Origin of the sequence: Staphylococcus sp. HGB0015, from assembly GCF_000411275.1 — a bacterium.
GTDB classification, from domain to species: domain Bacteria; phylum Bacillota; class Bacilli; order Staphylococcales; family Staphylococcaceae; genus Staphylococcus; species Staphylococcus schleiferi.
The window spans coordinates 664,811-684,701 of sequence record NZ_KE150417.1; the positions used below are offsets into that span (position 1 = coordinate 664,811).

Below are 19,891 nucleotides of genomic sequence, written 5' to 3' on the forward strand. Positions count from 1 at the left end.
ATGCATGAAAATGACTTGATCAAAACAATTCGTATGAATTACTTATTTGATTTTTATCAATCACTCTTAACAGAAAAGCAGCGTAATTACTTACGACTCTTTTATTTAGAAGATTATGCATTAAGTGAAATTGCAGAGACATTTGAAGTGAGTCGTCAAGCAGTGTATGATAACATAAGAAGAACTGGCGATTTGGTAGAAGACTATGAAGCAAAATTGGGTTTATACCGTCGTTTTAAACGAAGACAAGAAATTTATCAATTAATGCATCAAAATATTAAAGAACCAGAACGTATTCAATCATATATTAAAGAACTTGAAGAACTAGAATAAGGAGGGTCACTTTATGGCTTTTGAAGGATTATCCGATCGACTGCAAGCGACAATGCAGAAAATAAAAGGTAAAGGTAAAGTGACTGAAGCTGATATCAAAGCGATGATGCGGGAGGTCCGTCTTGCTTTATTAGAAGCGGACGTAAACTTTAAAGTCGTCAAAAACTTTGTTAAGACAGTTTCAGACCGAGCTTTAGGCTCTGACGTCATGAAGTCATTAACACCAGGCCAACAAGTGATTAAAATCGTACAAGAGGAGCTCACTGCTTTAATGGGTGGCGATAATAGTACGATTACGATGGCTAAAAAACCACCTACAGTTGTGATGATGGTAGGTTTACAAGGGGCAGGTAAAACGACAACTGCAGGGAAACTAGCTTTATTAATGCGTAAAAAATACAATAAAAAGCCGTTGCTCGTTGCAGCTGATATTTATCGTCCTGCCGCTATTAATCAATTACAGACTGTCGGAAAACAAATTGACATCCCTGTCTACACTGAGGGCGATCAAGTTAAACCTCAACAAATCGTGACGAATGCATTGCAACATGCAAAAGATGAGCATTTAGACTTTGTTATTATTGATACAGCAGGTCGTCTGCATATTGATGAAGCGCTAATGAATGAGCTTCAAGAAGTGAAAGAAATTGCTAAACCAAATGAAATCATGTTAGTCGTGGATGCAATGACAGGTCAAGACGCTGTAAATGTGGCAGAGTCATTTGATCAACAGTTAGATGTTACGGGTGTTACATTAACTAAACTAGATGGTGACACACGTGGTGGGGCAGCACTTTCTATTAGAGCAGTAACACAAAAACCGATTAAATTTATAGGTATGAGCGAAAAGCTAGATGGCTTAGAATTGTTCCATCCTGAACGTATGGCATCACGTATATTAGGTATGGGTGACGTTTTAAGTCTGATTGAAAAAGCACAACAAGAAGTGGATGAAGAAAAAGCTAAAGACTTAGAAAAGAAAATGCGCACGTCGTCATTCACACTTGATGACTTTTTAGAACAGTTGGATCAAGTGAAAAATTTAGGGCCACTTGATGATATTATGAGAATGATTCCAGGTATGAATAAAATGAAAGGCTTGGATAAACTTAATATGAGCGATAAACAAATCGATCACATTAAAGCAATTATTCAGTCTATGACACCGACAGAAAGAGAAGACCCTGCTAAACTAAATGTTTCTAGAAAACGTAGAATTGCGAACGGTTCTGGACGCTCAATTCAAGAAGTCAACCGTCTGTTAAAACAATTCAACGATATGAAGAAAATGATGAAACAATTTACAGGTGGCGGAAAAGGTAAAAAAGGTAAGCAAAACCAATTACAAAATATGCTTAAAGGCATGAATCTGCCATTCTAAAGTGAGTTCGAGTCATCAAATTTTTGATAGCCTTGCCACAATGAACGTGTTTGCTTAGGCGCCGAAAACTACAGGTCAGGTTGAGGCTGGCGAAGTTATATCATATGAAGATTTATAATAAATAGCGCTCAGGCGATTTTCTATTCAAAATCATCTGAGCGCTATTTATTTTTGCATTGTCTCAAGCGCATTCAATGTTTGTCTTTTTCTTTTGTGCATCAAACACAGCCATAATTGACTGTTTGAAAGCTTTTGCGAGGCTTCACCAACATCTTTATTTCAATATATATGTTGGTAAAGAAATTTCTCTTTACAAACGATGTATGACCTGTTATTATAGTTTCTTGTAGATAACAAAACTTAATGAGAATTAAAGGAGAGAATAATAAATGGCAGTTAAAATTCGTTTAACACGTTTAGGTTCAAAAAGAAATCCATTTTACCGTATTGTAGTAGCAGATGCACGTTCACCACGTGATGGTCGTATCATCGAGCAAATCGGTACTTACAACCCAGCAGCAGTAAATGCGCCAGAGGTTAAAATTGATGAAGAATTAGCACTTAAATGGTTAAAAGACGGTGCAAAACCAACAGATACAGTTCACAATATTTTATCACGTGAAGGTATTTTAAAAACTTTCGATGAGCAAAAGAAAGCAAAATAATTTTGTTTTAACATTGAGCAGTCAAAGCCATCATAAAAAGTGCTCATAATCTGCTTTTTGATGATGCTTTGCTATTTGAAGTATAAAGTCATCTACATTGACTTTATTACTTCAGTGTTTTCATAGGCGAGACATAAATAGGATTCAAACCCTATGACAAATTGAATCATCGGTGTTAAGGGTGAGACGAAATGTTACTGAAATGTAACCGAGTCTCACCCTTTTTATACATAACAATAAGAAATGGGAGGTGCACATCATGAAAGTAGAAGTGGGTAAAATTGTAAATACGCACGGCATTAAAGGCGAGTTAAAAGTTCAATCACATTCTGATTTCACAGATATTCGCTTTCAACCAGGTGAAACATTACAAATTGATACACCAACGGAAACAATGAATGTCGTTGTTAAATCACATCGTATGCATAAAGGTTTGCATATGCTCACATTTGAAGGCTATACCAATATTAATGAAGTTGAACATTTAAAAGGTTCTCATTTATTTCAAGAAAGAGATCATAAAGATATTGAACTCGGTACGCATGAATACTACTATTCTGACATCATTGGTTGTACGGTTTTTGACGAAGATAGACCAATCGGACGTGTCACAGAAATCTTTGAGACAGGCGCAAATGATGTTTGGGTTGTTAAAGGAGAGAAAGAACATCTCATTCCTTACATAGCGGATGTCGTAAAAGAGGTTGATATTGAGAATCGTAAAATTATGATTACACCACTTGAAGGGTTGTTAAACGAATGAAGATCGATTATTTAACATTGTTTCCAGAAATGTTTGACGGTGTGTTGAATCAATCTATTTTAAAACGTGCGCGTGAAAAAGAAATTTTACAGACACAGACGATTAATTTTCGAGATTACGCAGATAATAAGCATCATCAAGTCGATGATTATCCATTTGGTGGCGGGCAAGGTATGGTGTTAAAACCTGAACCTATCTTCAATGCAATGGATGCGATTGATGTCACGGATGAAACACGAGTGATATTGATGACGCCACAAGGTAAACCGTTTGATCAAAAATTGGCAGAGTCTTTATCGAAAGAAAAGCATCTCGTTTTTATTTGCGGTCATTATGAAGGTTATGATGAAAGAATAAGAGAAAAATTGGTCACGGATGAAATTTCAGTCGGTGATTTCGTGTTAACTGGAGGCGAATTGCCTGCGATGGTAATGACAGATGCCATTGTAAGATTGATACCTGGTGTATTAAGTAAGCAGGCATCACATGAAGATGATTCATTTTCAAGCGGTTTGTTGGAATTTCCTCAGTACACGCGCCCAAGAACGTTTAAAGATATGTCTGTTCCAGATGTATTACTTTCGGGAAATCATGCCCATATTGAACAATGGCGTCACGAACAATCATTAAAAAGAACTTTTGAAAAACGCCCAGATTTATTAGCAGCCTATGATTTAAGTGAAAAAGATCAAAAGTATATTGAATCTTTAAAAGAACATTGAAAAACAAATTGATTTATGCTAGTATATTTTGAGTGTGGAAACACAAAAATCACTATGATCCGCTGCTATATTTTGTCGAGGCAAGAACATAGGTTGAAGGAGAGAATAAAAAATGACAAATCACAAATTAATTGAAGCAGTGACTAAGTCACAATTACGCGATGATATCCCAGCATTCCGTGCAGGTGACACTTTACGTGTACACGTTCGTATTATTGAAGGTAGCCGTGAGCGTATCCAAGTATTCGAAGGTGTTGTTATCAAACGTCGTGGTGGCGGTATTTCTGAAACTTTCACAGTTCGTAAAATTTCATCTGGTGTAGGTGTTGAACGTACATTCCCATTACACACACCAAAAATTGAAAAAATCGAAGTGAAACGTCGCGGTAAAGTACGTCGTGCGAAACTTTACTACTTACGTAGCTTACGTGGTAAAGCAGCGCGTATCCAAGAAATTCGTTAATTTCGAAGCGCAAAGTAACAAAATAAACATAAAACAAAGAGACTGAGACAAAATTGTCTCAATAATCGATGAAATCCGAGGTTTTCGTAAAAAACGAAAAATCTCGGATTTTTTCCTTTTATCATCAGTTTAGCCGCACTAGATGCGACTAATTTCCTTAGGCACCGCGTTAGTTTTTATTGGCATTAATTAAATTATACGAAAGTGCCTTATTTTTTAAAGTATAATGGTGAATGATTACATATATAAGCGAAGTATTTATAGCGAGACTCCTGAGGGAACAGGGCGAGCCGAAGACTACAGGCTGAGGCTGTCCCCTCGGAAAGCGAGCATATATAATACGAAGCATGATAATAAAAAGGAAGCTCGAAGACGATTTTTATCAAAATCTTCTTCGAGCTATTTATTTTGGTATTTATGTCCCAGACTCTTTGAGTTAATTCGTCATGTGTTAATGCGAAAACACAATTGGGATGAGGAAATACTTTAGCTATATTTAAAGCAATCTTAGAGTACCTATTTTTAAATAACTTTTCTAAGCCTGGAAATGTTTGATGAAGCACTTCAACTAATTCTACCTTTAGTTTATTTTGATCATTTTCCATTTCTAAATGAAATCTTGCACGTTCTCTAAGCTCAAAATATATTTCTTCAGTATGACGTTGAATTTTAGCGTCCTTCATATTGAATGCCAAAAGCGCAAGTTTATGTGCATCAGCTTGATCGGTTTTCCATGATCTTAAAGAACTTGTTCTGAATTTAGCTTCTAACGGGTTCATCTCAATATAATTAATTTGATTTACGCGACAAAATCGAGTCATACCTCTTGAATAAATACCAGTAGATTCAAAAATGATTTGTAGGTGGTCTAAATCATTCAAATACTTTAATAAATAATTATAACCATTTTTATTATTTTGAATGGTAAATTCTCTTTGAAATTGATCGTTATGATAATGAGCTACGACACTACTTCTTTTACTAATATCAACACCTAAGTAATTGATAAATATAGCCTCCTTTAAAGAATTGAGAAGCTTTGAACTTTACTTAGCCTTTTTCATCTCATTTTCCTATACACGGTTTCAAGAACCCAACATACTTCAAACGAATTTCAAAAGGAGAGTAAAGCTGATCAGTTTAAATTGCGGATTCAAAGATCCAAGAGTCTACTCGATCTACTTCTCTCTACAACTATAAAAAATAGCTGTGAAGAAATCTATCGTCATAAATTTCTTCACAGCTAATCTTAGTATGTTTTATATTTCAAATTTTATAGACATCTTGATATGAGAGCAATCATCTGTGAATTCGTGACCTCATCTTGATGAAATGACGAAAGCTCGTTTGGGATATTGGAACAATAGTAATGTAGATTTATAATAATCTAGAAATGAGGTCTATCTCGTAAATCACTTTTACATTCCATCAATATGATTATTAAAAATGTGTCTAATATCGTGAATTTCAAGTAATACTTTCTATTTATAGTTATATTTGCGATTATTGAATTCTTAATGCGTTTTTCTTAACCATTTTCGATACAATAATGCGCTGATGAGACCGATCAACGTAAGTCCTGTTAACGTTTTCCAATAAGGTAGAGCATAGTGTAGTGTTATCTCAGTATCTCCTTTTTGTACAGGAATAAGCGTCATTAGCCCATTGCCTTGTTTAACTGCTCTTGGTTCTCCATGCGCTTCTGCTGACAATCCTTCTCGATAAGGAAAAGGTAATACAAGGTACTGTGCTTGATTTGAATGAAAATGTGCTTTCAATTGTTGTGCACCGCGTTCAATTCGAACGGGCTGTACCCTTTTTTGAGCTTTTTTAAGTGTTTGATAGTTTTCGCCATATATACCTTTAACACGGAAACGATAGTTCCCTTGCTTAAGTTTGACTTGAACAGTATCTTTGGCGGGAACCCGTACTGTAACCGGTGTGACAAAACGACGATAGGCATAATTTAATGATGTACGTCTTTGATAGAAATCATCCACTTTTAAGTAATGTGGCAGACTAGGGCTCAGTAATTCAACATCCATCTCAATGTAATAATCTTTAAAAGCTGAATGTTGTTGGTGCGGGATTTGAATATCTACGCCGCCATCTTTTTTATGAACTGATAAGCGATCTTGTTTTAATGTTGCATCGCGAGGTTGAATGGTTGCTTTAGAAACGAAATTAGTATTCGGTTCAAAAGATTGATTCGCTTTTGCATCTGGCATCACGACCCCTTGTAACATGGCTTGCTCGCGATCTAGAGGCGATTTTAAGTCGTCAGGATTGTATACTTTGTTTGTTAAGTGCGCACTCGGATATTGGATAAGATTTTTAGCATGTGCCCATGTTGTTTTGCCATCTTTAATCTCGTTTTCAGGTTGCATACCATAAGGTAAAAGTGTATCTGGCGCTTTTTTGATACGATCTGAAACGCCCCATAAAGCATATAAGTTTGCACGATCGCCTAATAATCGATAAGTACTATTACTATCATATTCCATATTAATCTGCATTTCTTTATCATAATAATGAAGAATACGACCATCAAAAATGCTAGAGTAGAGCGCCACACCATTAAACCCATAAATGAGACTTGAATTCACTGCATAAGGATCCATATAGTCTATACGCGCAACAGATGTCTGATGTTGTTTAATTCGGTTAATTTCTCGTTGTAATGTAGGACTATGATATTTCGCAGCTTGCAAATCTTTCATTGTTGACTGATAAGGTGCGATATTATTATGATGATAATCGATAAGTAGGACAAATTGTTGTACTACAAAGAAGATTAGAATTATCCATCGCATGTTTTGAGTTAATTTCTTTTGTCTAAGTGCATAATGACTCAAAATGATTAGGATGATGATACTGACAATCATCCACCACATGGCACCTCTCGAAAAGAGCAGGGTTGCGACAGCTAAAAGAATTATCGGGATGAGTGACTGTAAAAACGCTCTGCGTGTCAATTCATTGAAATATTTAATCCATAGCGTAATGAGTGCACTTGTTGTCAGTGCAAGGAAATATACCCAGCGTCGTTGTGGAAATGAAAACCCGTTAAATGCACTATCAAAATAAGGTGATAAAGAACCAATTAAAAGAAGCCATGTTAAAACAGCAAACATTTTATATTCGTAATGACGATAGAGTTTAAATGAACATAACGCAACTAATGCAATAAATGTAACTGTAATATAAAATCCATTTGTAAAGATATGATATTTCTGAGAAAAATCTATGATGGGCGAAATCATGACCTCATTCGATTCTCGATCATTATTTAAAAACGAACGTACGCCTGTTATAAATCCAAACGAAGCGATACAAAAGCTGATGATGGCAGCGGGTATCAACAGGTAGAGTTTTTGCCATCTTGTGACACAATCTTTAGGATGTGTATGTATCATACGATAAATTAAGTAGACTGTCAGGCCAATTAATTCGTAATAACTGAAATAAAAGTTCGAATATAAAGTTAAAGCAATCGCAATAATAAACAAACCGATTTTACGGTTTCTGAAAAAACGTTCCATGCCCCAAATAGATAAAGGTAAATAAATTAAAATATCTCCAAAGAATGACCAAGTAAAATTAAAATAGTAAACGACGGAAGAGCTTGCGTAGAGAAATGCTCCTAAATAACGTTCATAACGTTTAAACTCAAATGCTCTAAACATGCCGTATGCAGCGATAAAAGTCATGATACACCGTAAATAAGCCGTAAATATTTGGTTACCAGGCCAAAAAGCAATCCCTTGAGGATGCATATGAAATAGCCATTGTCCTAAAGCAACAAATAAGAAATTAAGATACATCATGGGAGAAGTAGCATAATAATAGGCTAAATCAGTAAAGTAATCACCGCCAAGCCCTAAAGATAAATCATAGAAGGACTTAAAATGAGTAAAACGATCGTATAAAAACATTTGGAATGGCATCATTTGCTTAAATCCGTCTCCGTTACCACTATAAATGATTCCATGAACGATAAAGCGATAGAGGACTGGTAAATAAACAATCAATCCCACTAAACTTGCAACGACCATCAGTTTAAGCCCTTTTTTAAAGGACAACGTTTTAGTTTGCTTTTTCAACTTTTTCACTCTTTCTTTTTTGATAATGTTGTCGACACCAACGGCTAAACATGAAACTAAGTCCGACGCTGAATATCGAAATGATAATCAGTGTTATAAAATACGGTGGACGGTAAGTCAATTGGATTTCCTTTGCATGCGCTGAAACTGGGATGCCTGTCATCATATAGTTCACTTTTTCAACCTTTACCTTTTTACCATCAACTTTAGCGACCATACCTTGACGATAAGGGATGTTTATAACTGCCATACCCCCCTGATGTGATCTCAAACGAATCAAAAATTTACCTTGTTTTTCCACCAAATGATGCTTCATGTGATGGTTGGCATTTTTGAGAATTTGATAATTTTCTCCGTATAAACCACATAATTGGAAATGATAAAGACCTTGAGGAGAAAATTGAAGACGAATATTGCCATTTTCATCTGGCTGAGTCCGATATAATAATTCATTTTGACCCGTACGATAAATGGAATCATTAAACAAACGATTGTTTTGATAGCCATTTACTGTAATCGTGCTGTTACTATCAGGCAATCCTTTTTTTACATAAACAATAAGATAAAAATCTTTATTATTTTTTCGAATCGCATACGGAACATGAATTCGCAAGCCACCATTTGATTGTGAGACTTTAATGTTATTCTCATCCATTTTATGTGCATGAATATATGAAGGATAGACCTTTTTAATAAGATTACTGGCTTTTGTCGGATAAGGGTGTCCTTTATTATCTAAGACGACACCTTCAATCATGGCATGTTCACGATCTAAAGGCTGTTTTAAATCACTTGATCGATAGTAACGATTCATGACACGAACTGGCGGAAGGATATCCTGATTTTCATATATTTGATATTGACCTTGTTGTTTCACCCATTTAAAGTTTGCGGGTAATTCATGTTGATAATCTTTCAACATTTGATAACGAACAGAAAATAAACTCGCGATATTGGAGCGGCTTCCTGTCGATTGGTAACGGCTTACAGATTCATCTTTCAAATTAATCATCAATTCGCGATAATAAAGTGCTACAAGATGGTGATCAAATATACTCGAATATAGACTTAAGCCTCTAAAATTCTGATACATTGGTGTGTTATCTTGCGCATTTACTCGCCAATCGATACGTTCTCCGCCCCGTAACTGGGACTTCATGTTGTTAACAAGTTCTTGTTGAAGCGGTGTATTGTAAAGACTTGCTTGTACATAAAACCGATTTGCCCTTTTTTCATGGTCTTGATGAAAGATTTGATACTTTGTAAAAACAAGAGAGACAAGTAAAGTCAATATGAATAACGATATCAAATAAATACTGAATAGAAATGAGAAAATATACTTTCTCGGTTTATTTTTTAATAATAAGGCTAATAGCCCGATGAAAAAGACCACGGGTAACGTATATATCCAAACGACATAGCGCTCATAAAAATAAGCGCTTATCCATACAACTAAAATTGCCGGAATAGAAGTGAAGATATACGTTCTGTAGTCTACAGATTTGAAGTGATGGAGATAGCATGCGATTAAACCACTCGAAGCAAATGCGATTAAATAGTGCCAGCGCTTTTGTGGCGCAGAAAAGCCGTTAAAGAGGCTGTCAACATACGGAATAAATGCGCATACAATCGTGATGAAACTTAGAATAGCAAATAGTCTAAAATAAAAATGACGGTATAATTTAAACGTCAGCAAAGCTTGAATCGTAAGGAATAATATAACGATTAAATAATTATCGTAAAATAAATTTGAGCTAGAATTAAATGGCTCAACGAATGGGATACGGCCACTATAAGGAATCCTGCTATTATTTAAAAAGCTGTGAACACCATGAAAGAAAAAGCAAAGACTTGCACCTACGCCTAAAATGGACCCAATAAAAAGGGGAACAAAAGATTGCTTTCGACGTATTAAATCTTCATCATGCTGGTAAATTAAACGCAAAAGATAATAAATGATACCCATTAACACTTGATAATAAGCAAAATAAAAATTGTTGATGAATGATATGGCGACAACAGTCACAAATAGTCCTATTTTTCCAGTTCTAAAAAAGCGCTCGATACTTAAAAAAAGGAGAGGCATCCAAATGAATACATCACTGAAAAATGGCCAATAGACTGTAAATCGAAAATATATCGGCGAAGTTGCAAATAAAAACGCAAATAAAATTGCAGTGTGACGTTTTAAGTTTATGTATCTTGCATATGCGTATGTCGCAAGGATAATACAAGCACATTTTATAATTGAAACAATCAGTGCGAGTTTCAACCAATACATCATTTGAGTTGGATCGACAAGTCCCCAATGATGTAATAACCAAGTTATAAGTGCAGTAATTATGAAAATGATATTCGTTGAAAAGTAGTAAGATAGATCTGTAAAAAAATCTCCACCCAATCCGAAATCGGTCGCATAAAAAAAGGTACCCTCAGACCATTTTTGATATAAAAACATCTGAATCGGTACCATTTGTTCTAGACCATCGTTAGGCCCAGTGAACAATAAACCATCAACGCAAAAGCGATAAGTGATATACGCGTGACCTATTAAAGATAAAATCAATGCTGTGATAATCATGTTTACAGATTGAAAAAAGCGCTTCATCATTGAACCCCACTTTATATATTATCGATCTTTAAGGATATATTTAGATAAGACATAAGTGATTGGAATCGTTACAATTAAACCGATAAAAGGTGCAATCGATTCGTTAAAATTTAAATATTGTACAAAAATAAAAATAAGTAACGTTTGAGTGCCCATATTCACAACTTGTGTTAGCGGAAATGCTAAAAACTTTTTTAAGGTTGGTTTGACTTTATAAACAAAGTAACAATTTAAATAGTAAGAAATAACAAAAGCGACAATAAAACCAACGATATGGCTAATAAGATAATGAATATGAAGTAAGTTTAAAAGGATAAGGTATACGACGTAATAGTTCATCGTGTTAATACCACCTACGAGAATAAACCTAAAAATTTCAGTAATTCTTTCTATATTATACATCAAAAAATACCTGCTTTCATGGAATCAAACGTTGTGTGATTAATAGCTATTGACGTTCAAGTTAATTATACTTAAAGTAGTGTAGGTACCTCATCGCATTCTAAGACCATACATGCGATTCATGTATGCAGACGTTAAAGCCTATCGTGATGAATGCGTATGAATAGAACAACTTAAAGTGATATATTTCTATCAAAATCAATAATTAATATAACATAGATAAATTGAAAAGACGATGTCTAGCGCATTATTTAAAGGAGTTTAAAATTATGGTGATTCAGTGGTTTCCCGGTCACATGGCCAAAGCGAAAAGAGAAGTAACAGAGCAATTAAAAAAAGTGGATGTTGTATTTGAGTTAGTAGATGCACGAATTCCATTAAGTTCAAGAAATCCGATGATTGATGAAGTGATTCAACAAAAGCCACGCGTAGTCATTTTTAATAAAAAAGATATGTCTCAGTTAAATGAAATGGAAAAGTGGTATACATTTTTTAAAGAAAAAGGGGCCTATCCTGTTGCGGTCGATGCTAAGCACGGTAAAGGTTTAAAGCAGGTCGAAGTCGCAGCTATAGAAGTAACGAAAGAAAAATTCGAACGTGAAAAAGCTAAAGGCTTAAAACCGAGAGCGATTCGCGCGATGATAGTGGGTATCCCAAATGTAGGTAAATCAACGCTAATAAACAAATTGGCAAAACGCACAATCGCACAAACAGGAAATAAACCAGGTGTAACGAAGCAGCAACAATGGATTAAAGTGGGCCAATCATTACAATTATTAGACACACCAGGGATTTTATGGCCTAAATTTGAAGATCAGTTAATTGGTAAAAAGCTAAGTTTAACAGGTGCCATTAAAGATAGCATTGTGCATTTGGATGAAGTTGCCATTTATGGGTTAGAGTTTTTAATCGAACATGATTATGAAGGTTTATTGGCACATTATAAAATTGATGTGCCGCGTGATGCAGATAATATTGAATGGTTTGACGCAATTGGGCGTAAAAGAGGCCTCTTACAGCGTGGAAATGAAGTAGACTATGAAGCTGTGATTGAATTGATTATTCATGAAATTAGAAATGCGAAAATAGGGACATATTGTTTCGATATTTATGATGAATTGAGTGCGCAATAAATGAGACCCTCAAAAACCATTGCTCAAATCAAAGAAGAAATACAAACCATTCAAACTATCCAAAGTTTAAAAGCACATCCGGATTATCATGATGCTCGAAAGGGCGTACAACGTATTTTTTTAAGTCGTGAAAAGCAAATCGAAAAAATACAGGCACAGCTATTAAAATATGATGAAATGTGCCAATTTGAAAATGAAATTTTAGCACATCATCCGGAAGCATTGATTTGTGGAATAGATGAGGTGGGTAGAGGACCTTTAGCAGGGCCTGTTGTTGCGAGTGCGGTCGTTTTACAACCTGAGCATCACTATATCGGTATCAATGACTCTAAACAACTTTCCCCAGCTAAACGCAAAAACTTGAATACACAGTTGCAAGCAAACGTACGTGCATGGCAAATTGGAGTGGCCACACCACAAGAAATCGACCAATTCAATATATATGAAGCAACCAAATTAGCCATGTATCGCGCAATTGAAAATTTAACTGTAGTGCCTACGCATTATTTAATTGATGCGATGACATTAGATAAAATCACTGCACCACAGCAGTCCATTATAAAAGGGGATGCTCGAAGTGTTTCAATAGCAGCAGCGAGTATTATTGCGAAAGAATATCGGGATGATTTGATGGCGTCTTATGATCAACAATACCCTGGCTATGATTTTTCAAATAACGCCGGTTACGGAACGAAAAAACATTTAGACGGTTTGGAAGCGTACGGTGTGACAGATATTCACCGAAAAAGTTTTGAACCGATTAAGTCAATCGTCGCAAAGCAGCTATAAGAATGAGTTACTGATTTGATTCTATTTTGAAGGTTAATTAATCGTATTCGTTTGCAAATTTGTGAAACTATGTTTTACTATAATTAATTTCCAATTAAAGAAAGGAATTTGAAATTTATGGATGAAACATTACAGAAATTGTATAAAGTACTCGTTCACTTTGAAGAAACAGAAGTGGAGATTACACATGATGAAAAGAAATTAGAAAAAATAAAGCAAGAAATTGAACAAAATTTAAATATCTCTATTGAAGAAGAACAACAAGCTGACCTGATTCGTCTATTAAAAGACCATAATTTTGCTGTGGAATCAACAGAAGATGAACAAAAAACGATTAATGTCCCAATGGATGATGACACGCAAGTCACTTTCCAAGCAGACAAGTAATTTGATAAATCATTCATCCGCTTCTCTGAATAATAAACTTTAAAAATAACCGGAAGTGAGGTCGCCATATCACATGTATGGCAAACTCATTTCCGGCCTTTGTTTTATGCATTTTTCTATGCTTCAAAACAATGCATCTTATATCAATAATCTTTGCGGTGAATTGAATCTTGATGGTTAAAGCCATTTGGATAACGACGCTCAAGTTTTTCGATGTTTAACTGTGCAATTTCATTCAAATCGGTATCAATGGCAGATGCACATGTAGAAAGATACCACAATACATCTCCAAGTTCCTTTTTAAAAGCCTCCTTATCAAAGTCGTGACCATGATACAAATGCTTTTTGATAATATCCGCGACTTCGCCAGATTCTCCATTAAGTCCCAATACGGCCATTTGTATATGTTTATGAAAGTCGGGATGATCTTTTAAAGTTCGCATTGCTTTTTGTTGATATGTATTAAAATCCATTAAAGATACCTCCTATTTTTCAGTCTTTCAATGTTTAAGGAAAGCTAAGTCCATATTATCATAGTCAACTGCGATAAAAGTGAAATTTAATGCAATACGGAAAAGATGCGTCCACCATAAGGTTCTCTCTGTGCCATCCTTTTATCACTCATGCGCACTAAAAGGTGAGGCGCTCAAATTAAATGGATTAAATCAGTGTTAAAAGTCTGATAAATAGAGAGAACTCTATGTCTATCTGTTTACAATAGCGCTTACATTTCCTATAATTGAAATTGAACTTAACCTTAAGAAACAGGAGGATGGAGTATGAATATCCATGAGTATCAAGGAAAAGAAATTTTTCGCTCAATGGGCGTAGCAGTACCAGAAGGGCGCGTAGCTTTTTCAGCTGAAGAAGCTGTAGAAAAAGCAAAAGAGTTAGATACAGATGTTTATGTTGTAAAAGCACAAATTCACGCTGGGGGACGTGGTAAAGCAGGCGGTGTAAAAATTGCTAAGTCTTTATCAGAAGTTGAAACATACGCGAATGAATTGTTAGGTAAAGTGCTCGTTACACATCAAACGGGTCCAGAAGGTAAAGAAGTAAAACGCTTATACATCGAAGAAGGTGCAGATATTCAAAAAGAATATTACGTTGGCTTTGTGATTGATCGCGCAACAGATCGCGTAACTTTAATGGCATCTGAAGAAGGCGGAACTGAAATTGAAGAAGTTGCGGCTAAAAGTCCAGAAAAGATTTTTAAAGAAACAATCGACCCTGTCGTAGGTTTATCGCCTTATCAAGCGCGTCGAATTGCGTTTAACATTAACATTCCTAAAGCATCAATTAATAAAGCAGTAAAATTTTTGATTTCTTTATACAATGTGTTCATTGAAAAAGATTGTTCTATTGTTGAAATTAATCCACTTGTTTTAACAGGTGAAGGGGAAGTTTTAGCGTTAGACTCTAAAATTAACTTCGATGACAATGCGTTATTCCGTCATAAAGATGTGGTGGAACTACGTGACTTGGATGAAGAAGATCCAAAAGAAATCGAAGCTTCTAAATATGAATTGTCCTATATCGCTTTAGACGGAAATATTGGTTGTATGGTTAACGGTGCCGGCTTAGCAATGGCAACAATGGATACAATTAACCATTTTAACGGTACACCTGCCAATTTCTTAGACGTAGGTGGCGGCGCTACAAAAGAAAAAGTGACTGAAGCTTTTAAAATTATTTTAGGTGATGACAACGTAAAAGGTATTTTTGTAAATATCTTCGGGGGAATTATGCGCTGTGATGTCATTGCTGAAGGTATTGTAGCTGCTGTTAAAGAAGTCGAACTTACATTACCATTAGTCGTTCGTCTTGAAGGAACAAATGTAGACCAAGGTAAAAAAATCTTAAAAGAATCAGGTTTAGCAATTGAACCCGCTAGCACTATGGCTGAAGGCGCTCAAAAAATCGTTAAACTTGTAAGCGAAGCGTAAGGAAAGGATGGGACAACTAAAATGAGCGTATTTGTAGATAAGAATTCAAAAGTTATCGTACAAGGTATTACAGGGTCAACTGCCCTTTTCCATACTAAACAAATGTTAGAATATGGGACACAAATCGTCGCAGGTGTAACACCAGGTAAAGGTGGACAAGTGGTCGAAGGTGTACCGGTTTATAATACGGTGGAGGAAGCTAAAAAAGAAACAGGCGCAAACGTTTCTGTCATTTATGTACCTGCACCATTTGCTGCAGATGCTATTTTAGAGTGTGCAGATGCAGAATTAGATTTAGCTATCTGTATTACTGAGCATATTCCTGTTATTGATATGGTTAAAGTGAAACGTTATCTTGAAGGTAGAAAAACACGTTTAATTGGACCAAACTGCCCAGGTGTCATTACATCGGATGAAACAAAAATTGGTATTATGCCAGGTTATATTCATAAAAAAGGACATGTCGGTGTTGTTTCACGTTCAGGTACATTAACTTATGAAGCTGTTCATCAATTGACTGAAGAAGGCATCGGTCAATCTACAGCGGTAGGTATTGGTGGAGACCCAGTTAATGGTACAAACTTCATTGATGTTTTAGAAGCTTTTAATAACGATGATGAAACAAAAGCTGTAGTGATGATTGGTGAAATTGGTGGTACTGCTGAAGAAGAAGCGGCAGAATGGATTAAAGCCAATATGACTAAACCGGTTATCGGCTTTATCGGGGGTCAAACAGCCCCTCCAGGGAAACGTATGGGACACGCAGGTGCTATTATCTCTGGTGGTAAAGGAACTGCAGAAGAAAAAATTAAAACGCTTAACGATTGTGGCGTAAAAACAGCTGCAACACCTTCTGAAATTGGTGCAACGTTAATTGAAGCAGCTAAAGAAGCTGGCATTTATGAATCATTATTAACTGTGAAGGCATAACAGCATAGATAAAAGTTAAATATTAAAAAGGGTTGGCTTAAGTCAGCCCTTTTTGTGCTTGATTTATAAATGAGCCCATTCTTTGTGTTGAACTGCTCAATGAACAGATATATAGAACGCTGTTTAATTGAAAGAATAACTATTAAATTCTTTTTAGACATACATGATAGGGCAAAAATACCTTATAATCTTAATGAGGTGACTAAAAGAAGATGAAACAACTGTTCCTTTTACTATTATATGCCGGCTTTACAACACAACAGATTCAAAAGATGTATCCCATCTTACTCACTTTAAAAGGTAATATCGACGACGTTAGCAACTATCTCAATGAAATGTTGAAAATAACGCCTTCTCAAACTATTGTGCAAAAAATAAGGTGTTTTCGTTCATTAAAAATCGATACTATAGAGTCTGATTTAAAACGACATTGTATTACTCCTCTAGCGATTCATGACCCTCTTTATCCTTCCCAATTAAAAGAAATTCATGACCCTCCTTTTGTTCTTTTTTGTAAAGGTAATCTCCAAACATTCAAAGCGATGAAACATACTCTAGCAATTGTTGGCGCAAGGCGTTGTACAGACTACACCCCACAAGCCCTTTCTTATTTATTTAAAGACTTACGCGAATATCCACTCACTATTATTTCTGGCTTAGCATATGGAACCGATGCACTTGCACATCAATTTGCACTTGACTATCATATGCATACTGTAGGTGTTCTTGGATTTGGTCATCATCGTCATTATCCTGTACATTTCAGTTGCGACAAAAGATCGAAAACCAGTATCTTACAATAAGTGAATATCCCCCTCACATACCTATCGCAAAATTTAGATTTCCTGAAAGAAATAGATTGATTAGTGGATTATCTCAGGGGGTATTAATTACAGAAGCTCAGGCACGGAGCGGGGCACTCATTACCTTGGATCAAGCATTGGAACAAAATCGTAATGTTTATGTCTTACCAGGTGATATGTTTAATTAGCATACAAGAGGTAATCTATTGCGCGTCAAAGAGGGGGCAGAAGTGGTTTTATCTGCACAAGATATTCTTAAAGATTATAAAAATTAAATGTTAATGCTTTGTGAAATAATTATAAAAGATTGACAAATATAAAATTAACCGTTTATCATTTATCTTTGTAAATAGAAAAAGCAAGGGGGTAACTACTTTGGCAGATAATCTTGTCATAGTTGAATCGCCTGCAAAAGCGAAAACGATAGAGAAATATTTAGGCAAGAAGTATAAAGTCATTGCATCTATGGGTCACGTGAGAGACTTACCACGTAGCCAAATGGGTGTAGATGTTGAAGACAATTATGAGCCTAAGTATATCACTATAAGAGGAAAGGGACCTGTCGTAAAAGATTTGAAGCGACATGCGAAAAAGGCTAAAAAAGTTTTTCTTGCAAGTGACCCCGACCGCGAAGGTGAAGCAATTGCATGGCACTTAGCAAATATACTTGAGTTAGAAGATAGTAAAGAGAATCGAGTTGTATTTAATGAGATCACTAAAGATGCTGTGAAAGAAAGTTTCAAACATCCACGCGGCATTGAAATGGATCTTGTGGATGCGCAACAAGCGCGCCGTATTTTAGACCGTTTAGTGGGTTATAATATTTCTCCAGTTTTATGGAAAAAGGTAAAAAAAGGGTTATCAGCTGGACGTGTGCAATCTGTCGCATTACGCCTCATCATTGATCGTGAAAACGAGATTCGTAATTTTAAGCCCGAAGAATATTGGTCAATTGAAGGCGAGTTTCGTTATGGAAAATCAAAATTTAATGCCAAGTTTCTACATTATAAAGGTAAACCTTACAAGTTAACGAATAAAGATGATGTCGCTGTAATCACTAAAGCATTGGATGGGGATCGTTTTACCGTTTCAAATGTTTCGACAAAAGAAAAAACGCGTCGACCTGCGTTTCCTTTTACGACGTCAACATTGCAACAAGAAGCTGCACGTAAGTTGAACTTCAAAGCGCGTAAAACCATGATGATTGCACAACAATTATATGAAGGAATCGACTTAAAAAGAAAAGGGACAATAGGTCTGATTACTTATATGAGAACAGACTCTACACGTATTTCTAAAGATGCACAAAATGAAGCTAAACAATATATCGAGTCTCAATATGGCGCTGATTATTTATCAAAATCAACACAAAAAGGAAAGCAAGGGGACCAGGATGCCCATGAAGCGATTCGTCCAACGAGCACACTTCGTACACCTGCTGAGATGAAAGATTTCTTAACTCGGGATCAATATCGCTTATACAAATTAATTTGGGAAAGATTTGTAGCAAGTCAAATGGCACCTGCGATTTTAGATACTGTTTCTGTTGATTTGACACAAAACGATATTAAGTTTAGAGCGAATGGCCAAACGATTAAATTTAAAGGCTTTATGACGTTATATGTGGAAACGAATGATGATAAAGGGAAAGAAAAAGAAAACCGCTTACCGAAATTAGAAGTAGGTAATGAAGTGATTGCTACTAAAATAGACCCAGCTCAGCATTTTACACAACCCCCACCACGATATACTGAAGCACGTCTAGTTAAAACGTTAGAAGAATTAAAAATTGGGCGACCATCAACTTATGCCCCTACAATTGACACCATTCAAAAAAGGAATTATGTTAAAAATGAAAGTAAACGTTTCGTGCCAACTGAACTCGGTGAGATTGTACACGAACAAGTGAAAGAGTACTTTCCTGAAATCATTGATGTGGAATTCACAGTCAATATGGAAACGTTACTCGATAAAATTGCTGACGGTGATATTGCTTGGAAAAAGGTTGTTGGAGACTTTTACAACAGCTTTAAACAAGATGTTGCACGCGCAGAAGAAGAAATGGAAAAAATTGAAATCAAAGACGAGCCTGCCGGTGAAGATTGTGAAGTCTGCGGTAGCCCGATGGTAATTAAAATGGGGCGTTATGGTAAGTTTATGGCATGTTCAAATTTTCCAGATTGTCGCAATACAAAAGCAATTACGAAACCGATTGGTGTTAAATGTCCTAAGTGTAAAACAGGTGATGTCGTCGAACGTAAATCTAAGAAAAACCGTGTCTTTTATGGTTGTTCAAATTATCCAGAATGTGATTTTATCTCGTGGGATAAACCTATCGGCAGAGATTGTCCAAAATGTAACCATTATCTTGCTGAACACAAAAAAGGACGTACAACGCAAGTCGTTTGTTCGAACTGTGATTATAAAGAAGAAGTTCAAAAATAATGTTTTAAAGAGAGG

The 19,891-nt window shown here is 35.7% G+C and carries 16 protein-coding genes and 2 pseudogenes; 13 read left to right on the forward strand and 5 right to left on the reverse strand.

Annotated elements, in window-relative coordinates; genetic code table 11:
* The 6 genes from HMPREF1208_RS03080 to rplS all read left to right on the forward strand — a co-directional run bounded on the left by HMPREF1208_RS03080 (position 1) and on the right by rplS (position 4,327).
* Entirely contained in the window at positions 1–333 is a 333-nt protein-coding gene (locus tag HMPREF1208_RS03080) for a putative DNA-binding protein (RefSeq protein WP_016424887.1), read from the forward strand.
* A gap of 13 nt (positions 334–346) precedes the next feature.
* The gene (gene ffh, locus HMPREF1208_RS03085) at positions 347–1,714 is read left to right on the forward strand and encodes a signal recognition particle protein (protein WP_016424888.1); all 1,368 of its coding nucleotides are present in this window, start codon (positions 347–349) and stop codon (positions 1,712–1,714) included.
* Positions 1,715–2,103: 389 nt separating this feature from the next.
* Positions 2,104–2,379 carry a 30S ribosomal protein S16 gene (gene rpsP, locus HMPREF1208_RS03090; RefSeq protein ID WP_016424889.1) on the forward strand — a complete coding sequence of 92 codons (276 nt, stop codon included), beginning with the start codon at positions 2,104–2,106 and terminating at the stop codon, positions 2,377–2,379.
* 259 nt (positions 2,380–2,638) lie between these two features.
* Entirely contained in the window at positions 2,639–3,142 is a 504-nt protein-coding gene (gene rimM / locus HMPREF1208_RS03095) for a ribosome maturation factor RimM (protein ID WP_016424890.1), read from the forward strand.
* Positions 3,139–3,864, forward strand: coding sequence for a tRNA (guanosine(37)-N1)-methyltransferase TrmD (trmD, locus tag HMPREF1208_RS03100; RefSeq protein WP_016424891.1), 726 nt, complete (start codon positions 3,139–3,141; stop codon positions 3,862–3,864). The genes rimM and trmD overlap by 4 nt, the downstream gene beginning before the upstream one ends.
* 112 nt (positions 3,865–3,976) lie before the next feature.
* Complete coding sequence (gene rplS, locus HMPREF1208_RS03105; RefSeq protein WP_016424892.1) at positions 3,977–4,327, forward strand: 50S ribosomal protein L19; 351 nt, start codon at positions 3,977–3,979, stop codon at positions 4,325–4,327.
* A gap of 460 nt (positions 4,328–4,787) precedes the next feature.
* Here the strand turns inward: rplS and HMPREF1208_RS11495 are convergent.
* The 4 genes and pseudogenes from HMPREF1208_RS11495 to HMPREF1208_RS03125 all read right to left on the reverse strand — a co-directional run.
* Positions 4,788–5,334: pseudogene (locus HMPREF1208_RS11495) on the reverse strand (IS110 family transposase); the annotation flags it as partial.
* 507 nt (positions 5,335–5,841) lie between these two features.
* Positions 5,842–8,439 carry a YfhO family protein gene (locus HMPREF1208_RS03115; protein ID WP_392390494.1) on the reverse strand — a complete coding sequence of 866 codons (2,598 nt, stop codon included), beginning with the start codon at positions 8,437–8,439 and terminating at the stop codon, positions 5,842–5,844.
* A complete protein-coding gene (locus HMPREF1208_RS03120; protein ID WP_037559242.1) occupies positions 8,414–11,038 on the reverse strand; it encodes a YfhO family protein in 2,625 nt (874 codons plus the stop codon). The genes HMPREF1208_RS03115 and HMPREF1208_RS03120 overlap by 26 nt, the downstream gene beginning before the upstream one ends.
* Before the next feature lie 21 nt (positions 11,039–11,059).
* Complete coding sequence (locus HMPREF1208_RS03125; protein WP_016424896.1) at positions 11,060–11,443, reverse strand: GtrA family protein; 384 nt, start codon at positions 11,441–11,443, stop codon at positions 11,060–11,062.
* A gap of 269 nt (positions 11,444–11,712) precedes the next feature.
* Here HMPREF1208_RS03125 and ylqF point away from each other — a divergent pair, with 269 nt between their 5' ends.
* The 3 genes from ylqF (at position 11,713) to HMPREF1208_RS03140 (ending at position 13,752) form a co-directional block, all read left to right on the forward strand.
* Complete coding sequence (ylqF, locus tag HMPREF1208_RS03130) at positions 11,713–12,576, forward strand: ribosome biogenesis GTPase YlqF (RefSeq protein WP_016424897.1); 864 nt, start codon at positions 11,713–11,715, stop codon at positions 12,574–12,576.
* Positions 12,577–13,365 (forward strand): ribonuclease HII, encoded by a 789-nt coding sequence (locus HMPREF1208_RS03135; protein ID WP_016424898.1) that lies wholly within the window; start codon positions 12,577–12,579, stop codon positions 13,363–13,365. It abuts the gene before it with no gap.
* A gap of 117 nt (positions 13,366–13,482) precedes the next feature.
* Complete coding sequence (locus HMPREF1208_RS03140) at positions 13,483–13,752, forward strand: hypothetical protein (RefSeq protein ID WP_016424899.1); 270 nt, start codon at positions 13,483–13,485, stop codon at positions 13,750–13,752.
* Between the two features lie 143 nt (positions 13,753–13,895).
* Here the strand turns inward: HMPREF1208_RS03140 and HMPREF1208_RS03145 are convergent, their stop codons facing one another.
* On the reverse strand, positions 13,896–14,225 hold the full coding sequence (locus HMPREF1208_RS03145; protein ID WP_016424900.1) for a nucleoside triphosphate pyrophosphohydrolase family protein: 330 nt from the start codon (positions 14,223–14,225) through the stop codon (positions 13,896–13,898).
* Between the two features lie 306 nt (positions 14,226–14,531).
* Here HMPREF1208_RS03145 and sucC point away from each other — a divergent pair, with 306 nt between their 5' ends.
* The 4 genes and pseudogenes from sucC (at position 14,532) to topA (ending at position 19,876) form a co-directional block, all read left to right on the forward strand.
* Positions 14,532–15,698 carry an ADP-forming succinate--CoA ligase subunit beta gene (gene sucC, locus HMPREF1208_RS03150; RefSeq protein WP_016424901.1) on the forward strand — a complete coding sequence of 389 codons (1,167 nt, stop codon included), beginning with the start codon at positions 14,532–14,534 and terminating at the stop codon, positions 15,696–15,698.
* Between the two features lie 21 nt (positions 15,699–15,719).
* Positions 15,720–16,628: a succinate--CoA ligase subunit alpha gene (sucD, locus tag HMPREF1208_RS03155; protein WP_016424902.1), complete on the forward strand. Its 909-nt coding sequence runs from the start codon at positions 15,720–15,722 to the stop codon at positions 16,626–16,628.
* 212 nt (positions 16,629–16,840) lie between these two features.
* Positions 16,841–17,706 (forward strand): annotated as a pseudogene (gene dprA, locus HMPREF1208_RS03160) (DNA-processing protein DprA).
* 100 nt (positions 17,707–17,806) lie between these two features.
* Positions 17,807–19,876 (forward strand): type I DNA topoisomerase, encoded by a 2,070-nt coding sequence (gene topA / locus HMPREF1208_RS03165; protein WP_016424904.1) that lies wholly within the window; start codon positions 17,807–17,809, stop codon positions 19,874–19,876.
* Positions 19,877–19,891 lie beyond the last annotated feature (15 nt).

Bases quoted from the DNA above. Each gene is read 5' to 3' on its own strand.
- rplS (WP_016424892.1), top strand. From the start codon at position 3,977: ATGACAAATCACAAATTAATTGAAGCAGTGACTAAGTCACAATTACGC.
- ffh (WP_016424888.1), top strand. From the start codon at position 347: ATGGCTTTTGAAGGATTATCCGATCGACTGCAAGCGACAATGCAGAAA.
- rimM (WP_016424890.1), top strand. From the start codon at position 2,639: ATGAAAGTAGAAGTGGGTAAAATTGTAAATACGCACGGCATTAAAGGC.
- rpsP (WP_016424889.1), top strand. From the start codon at position 2,104: ATGGCAGTTAAAATTCGTTTAACACGTTTAGGTTCAAAAAGAAATCCA.
- HMPREF1208_RS03135 (WP_016424898.1), top strand. From the start codon at position 12,577: ATGAGACCCTCAAAAACCATTGCTCAAATCAAAGAAGAAATACAAACC.
- trmD (WP_016424891.1), top strand. From the start codon at position 3,139: ATGAAGATCGATTATTTAACATTGTTTCCAGAAATGTTTGACGGTGTG.
- sucC (WP_016424901.1), top strand. From the start codon at position 14,532: ATGAATATCCATGAGTATCAAGGAAAAGAAATTTTTCGCTCAATGGGC.
- ylqF (WP_016424897.1), top strand. From the start codon at position 11,713: ATGGTGATTCAGTGGTTTCCCGGTCACATGGCCAAAGCGAAAAGAGAA.
- sucD (WP_016424902.1), top strand. From the start codon at position 15,720: ATGAGCGTATTTGTAGATAAGAATTCAAAAGTTATCGTACAAGGTATT.
- HMPREF1208_RS03120 (WP_037559242.1), bottom strand. From the start codon at position 11,038: ATGAAGCGCTTTTTTCAATCTGTAAACATGATTATCACAGCATTGATT.
- HMPREF1208_RS03140 (WP_016424899.1), top strand. From the start codon at position 13,483: ATGGATGAAACATTACAGAAATTGTATAAAGTACTCGTTCACTTTGAA.
- HMPREF1208_RS03145 (WP_016424900.1), bottom strand. From the start codon at position 14,225: ATGGATTTTAATACATATCAACAAAAAGCAATGCGAACTTTAAAAGAT.
- HMPREF1208_RS03080 (WP_016424887.1), top strand. From the start codon at position 1: ATGCATGAAAATGACTTGATCAAAACAATTCGTATGAATTACTTATTT.
- HMPREF1208_RS03125 (WP_016424896.1), bottom strand. From the start codon at position 11,443: ATGTATAATATAGAAAGAATTACTGAAATTTTTAGGTTTATTCTCGTA.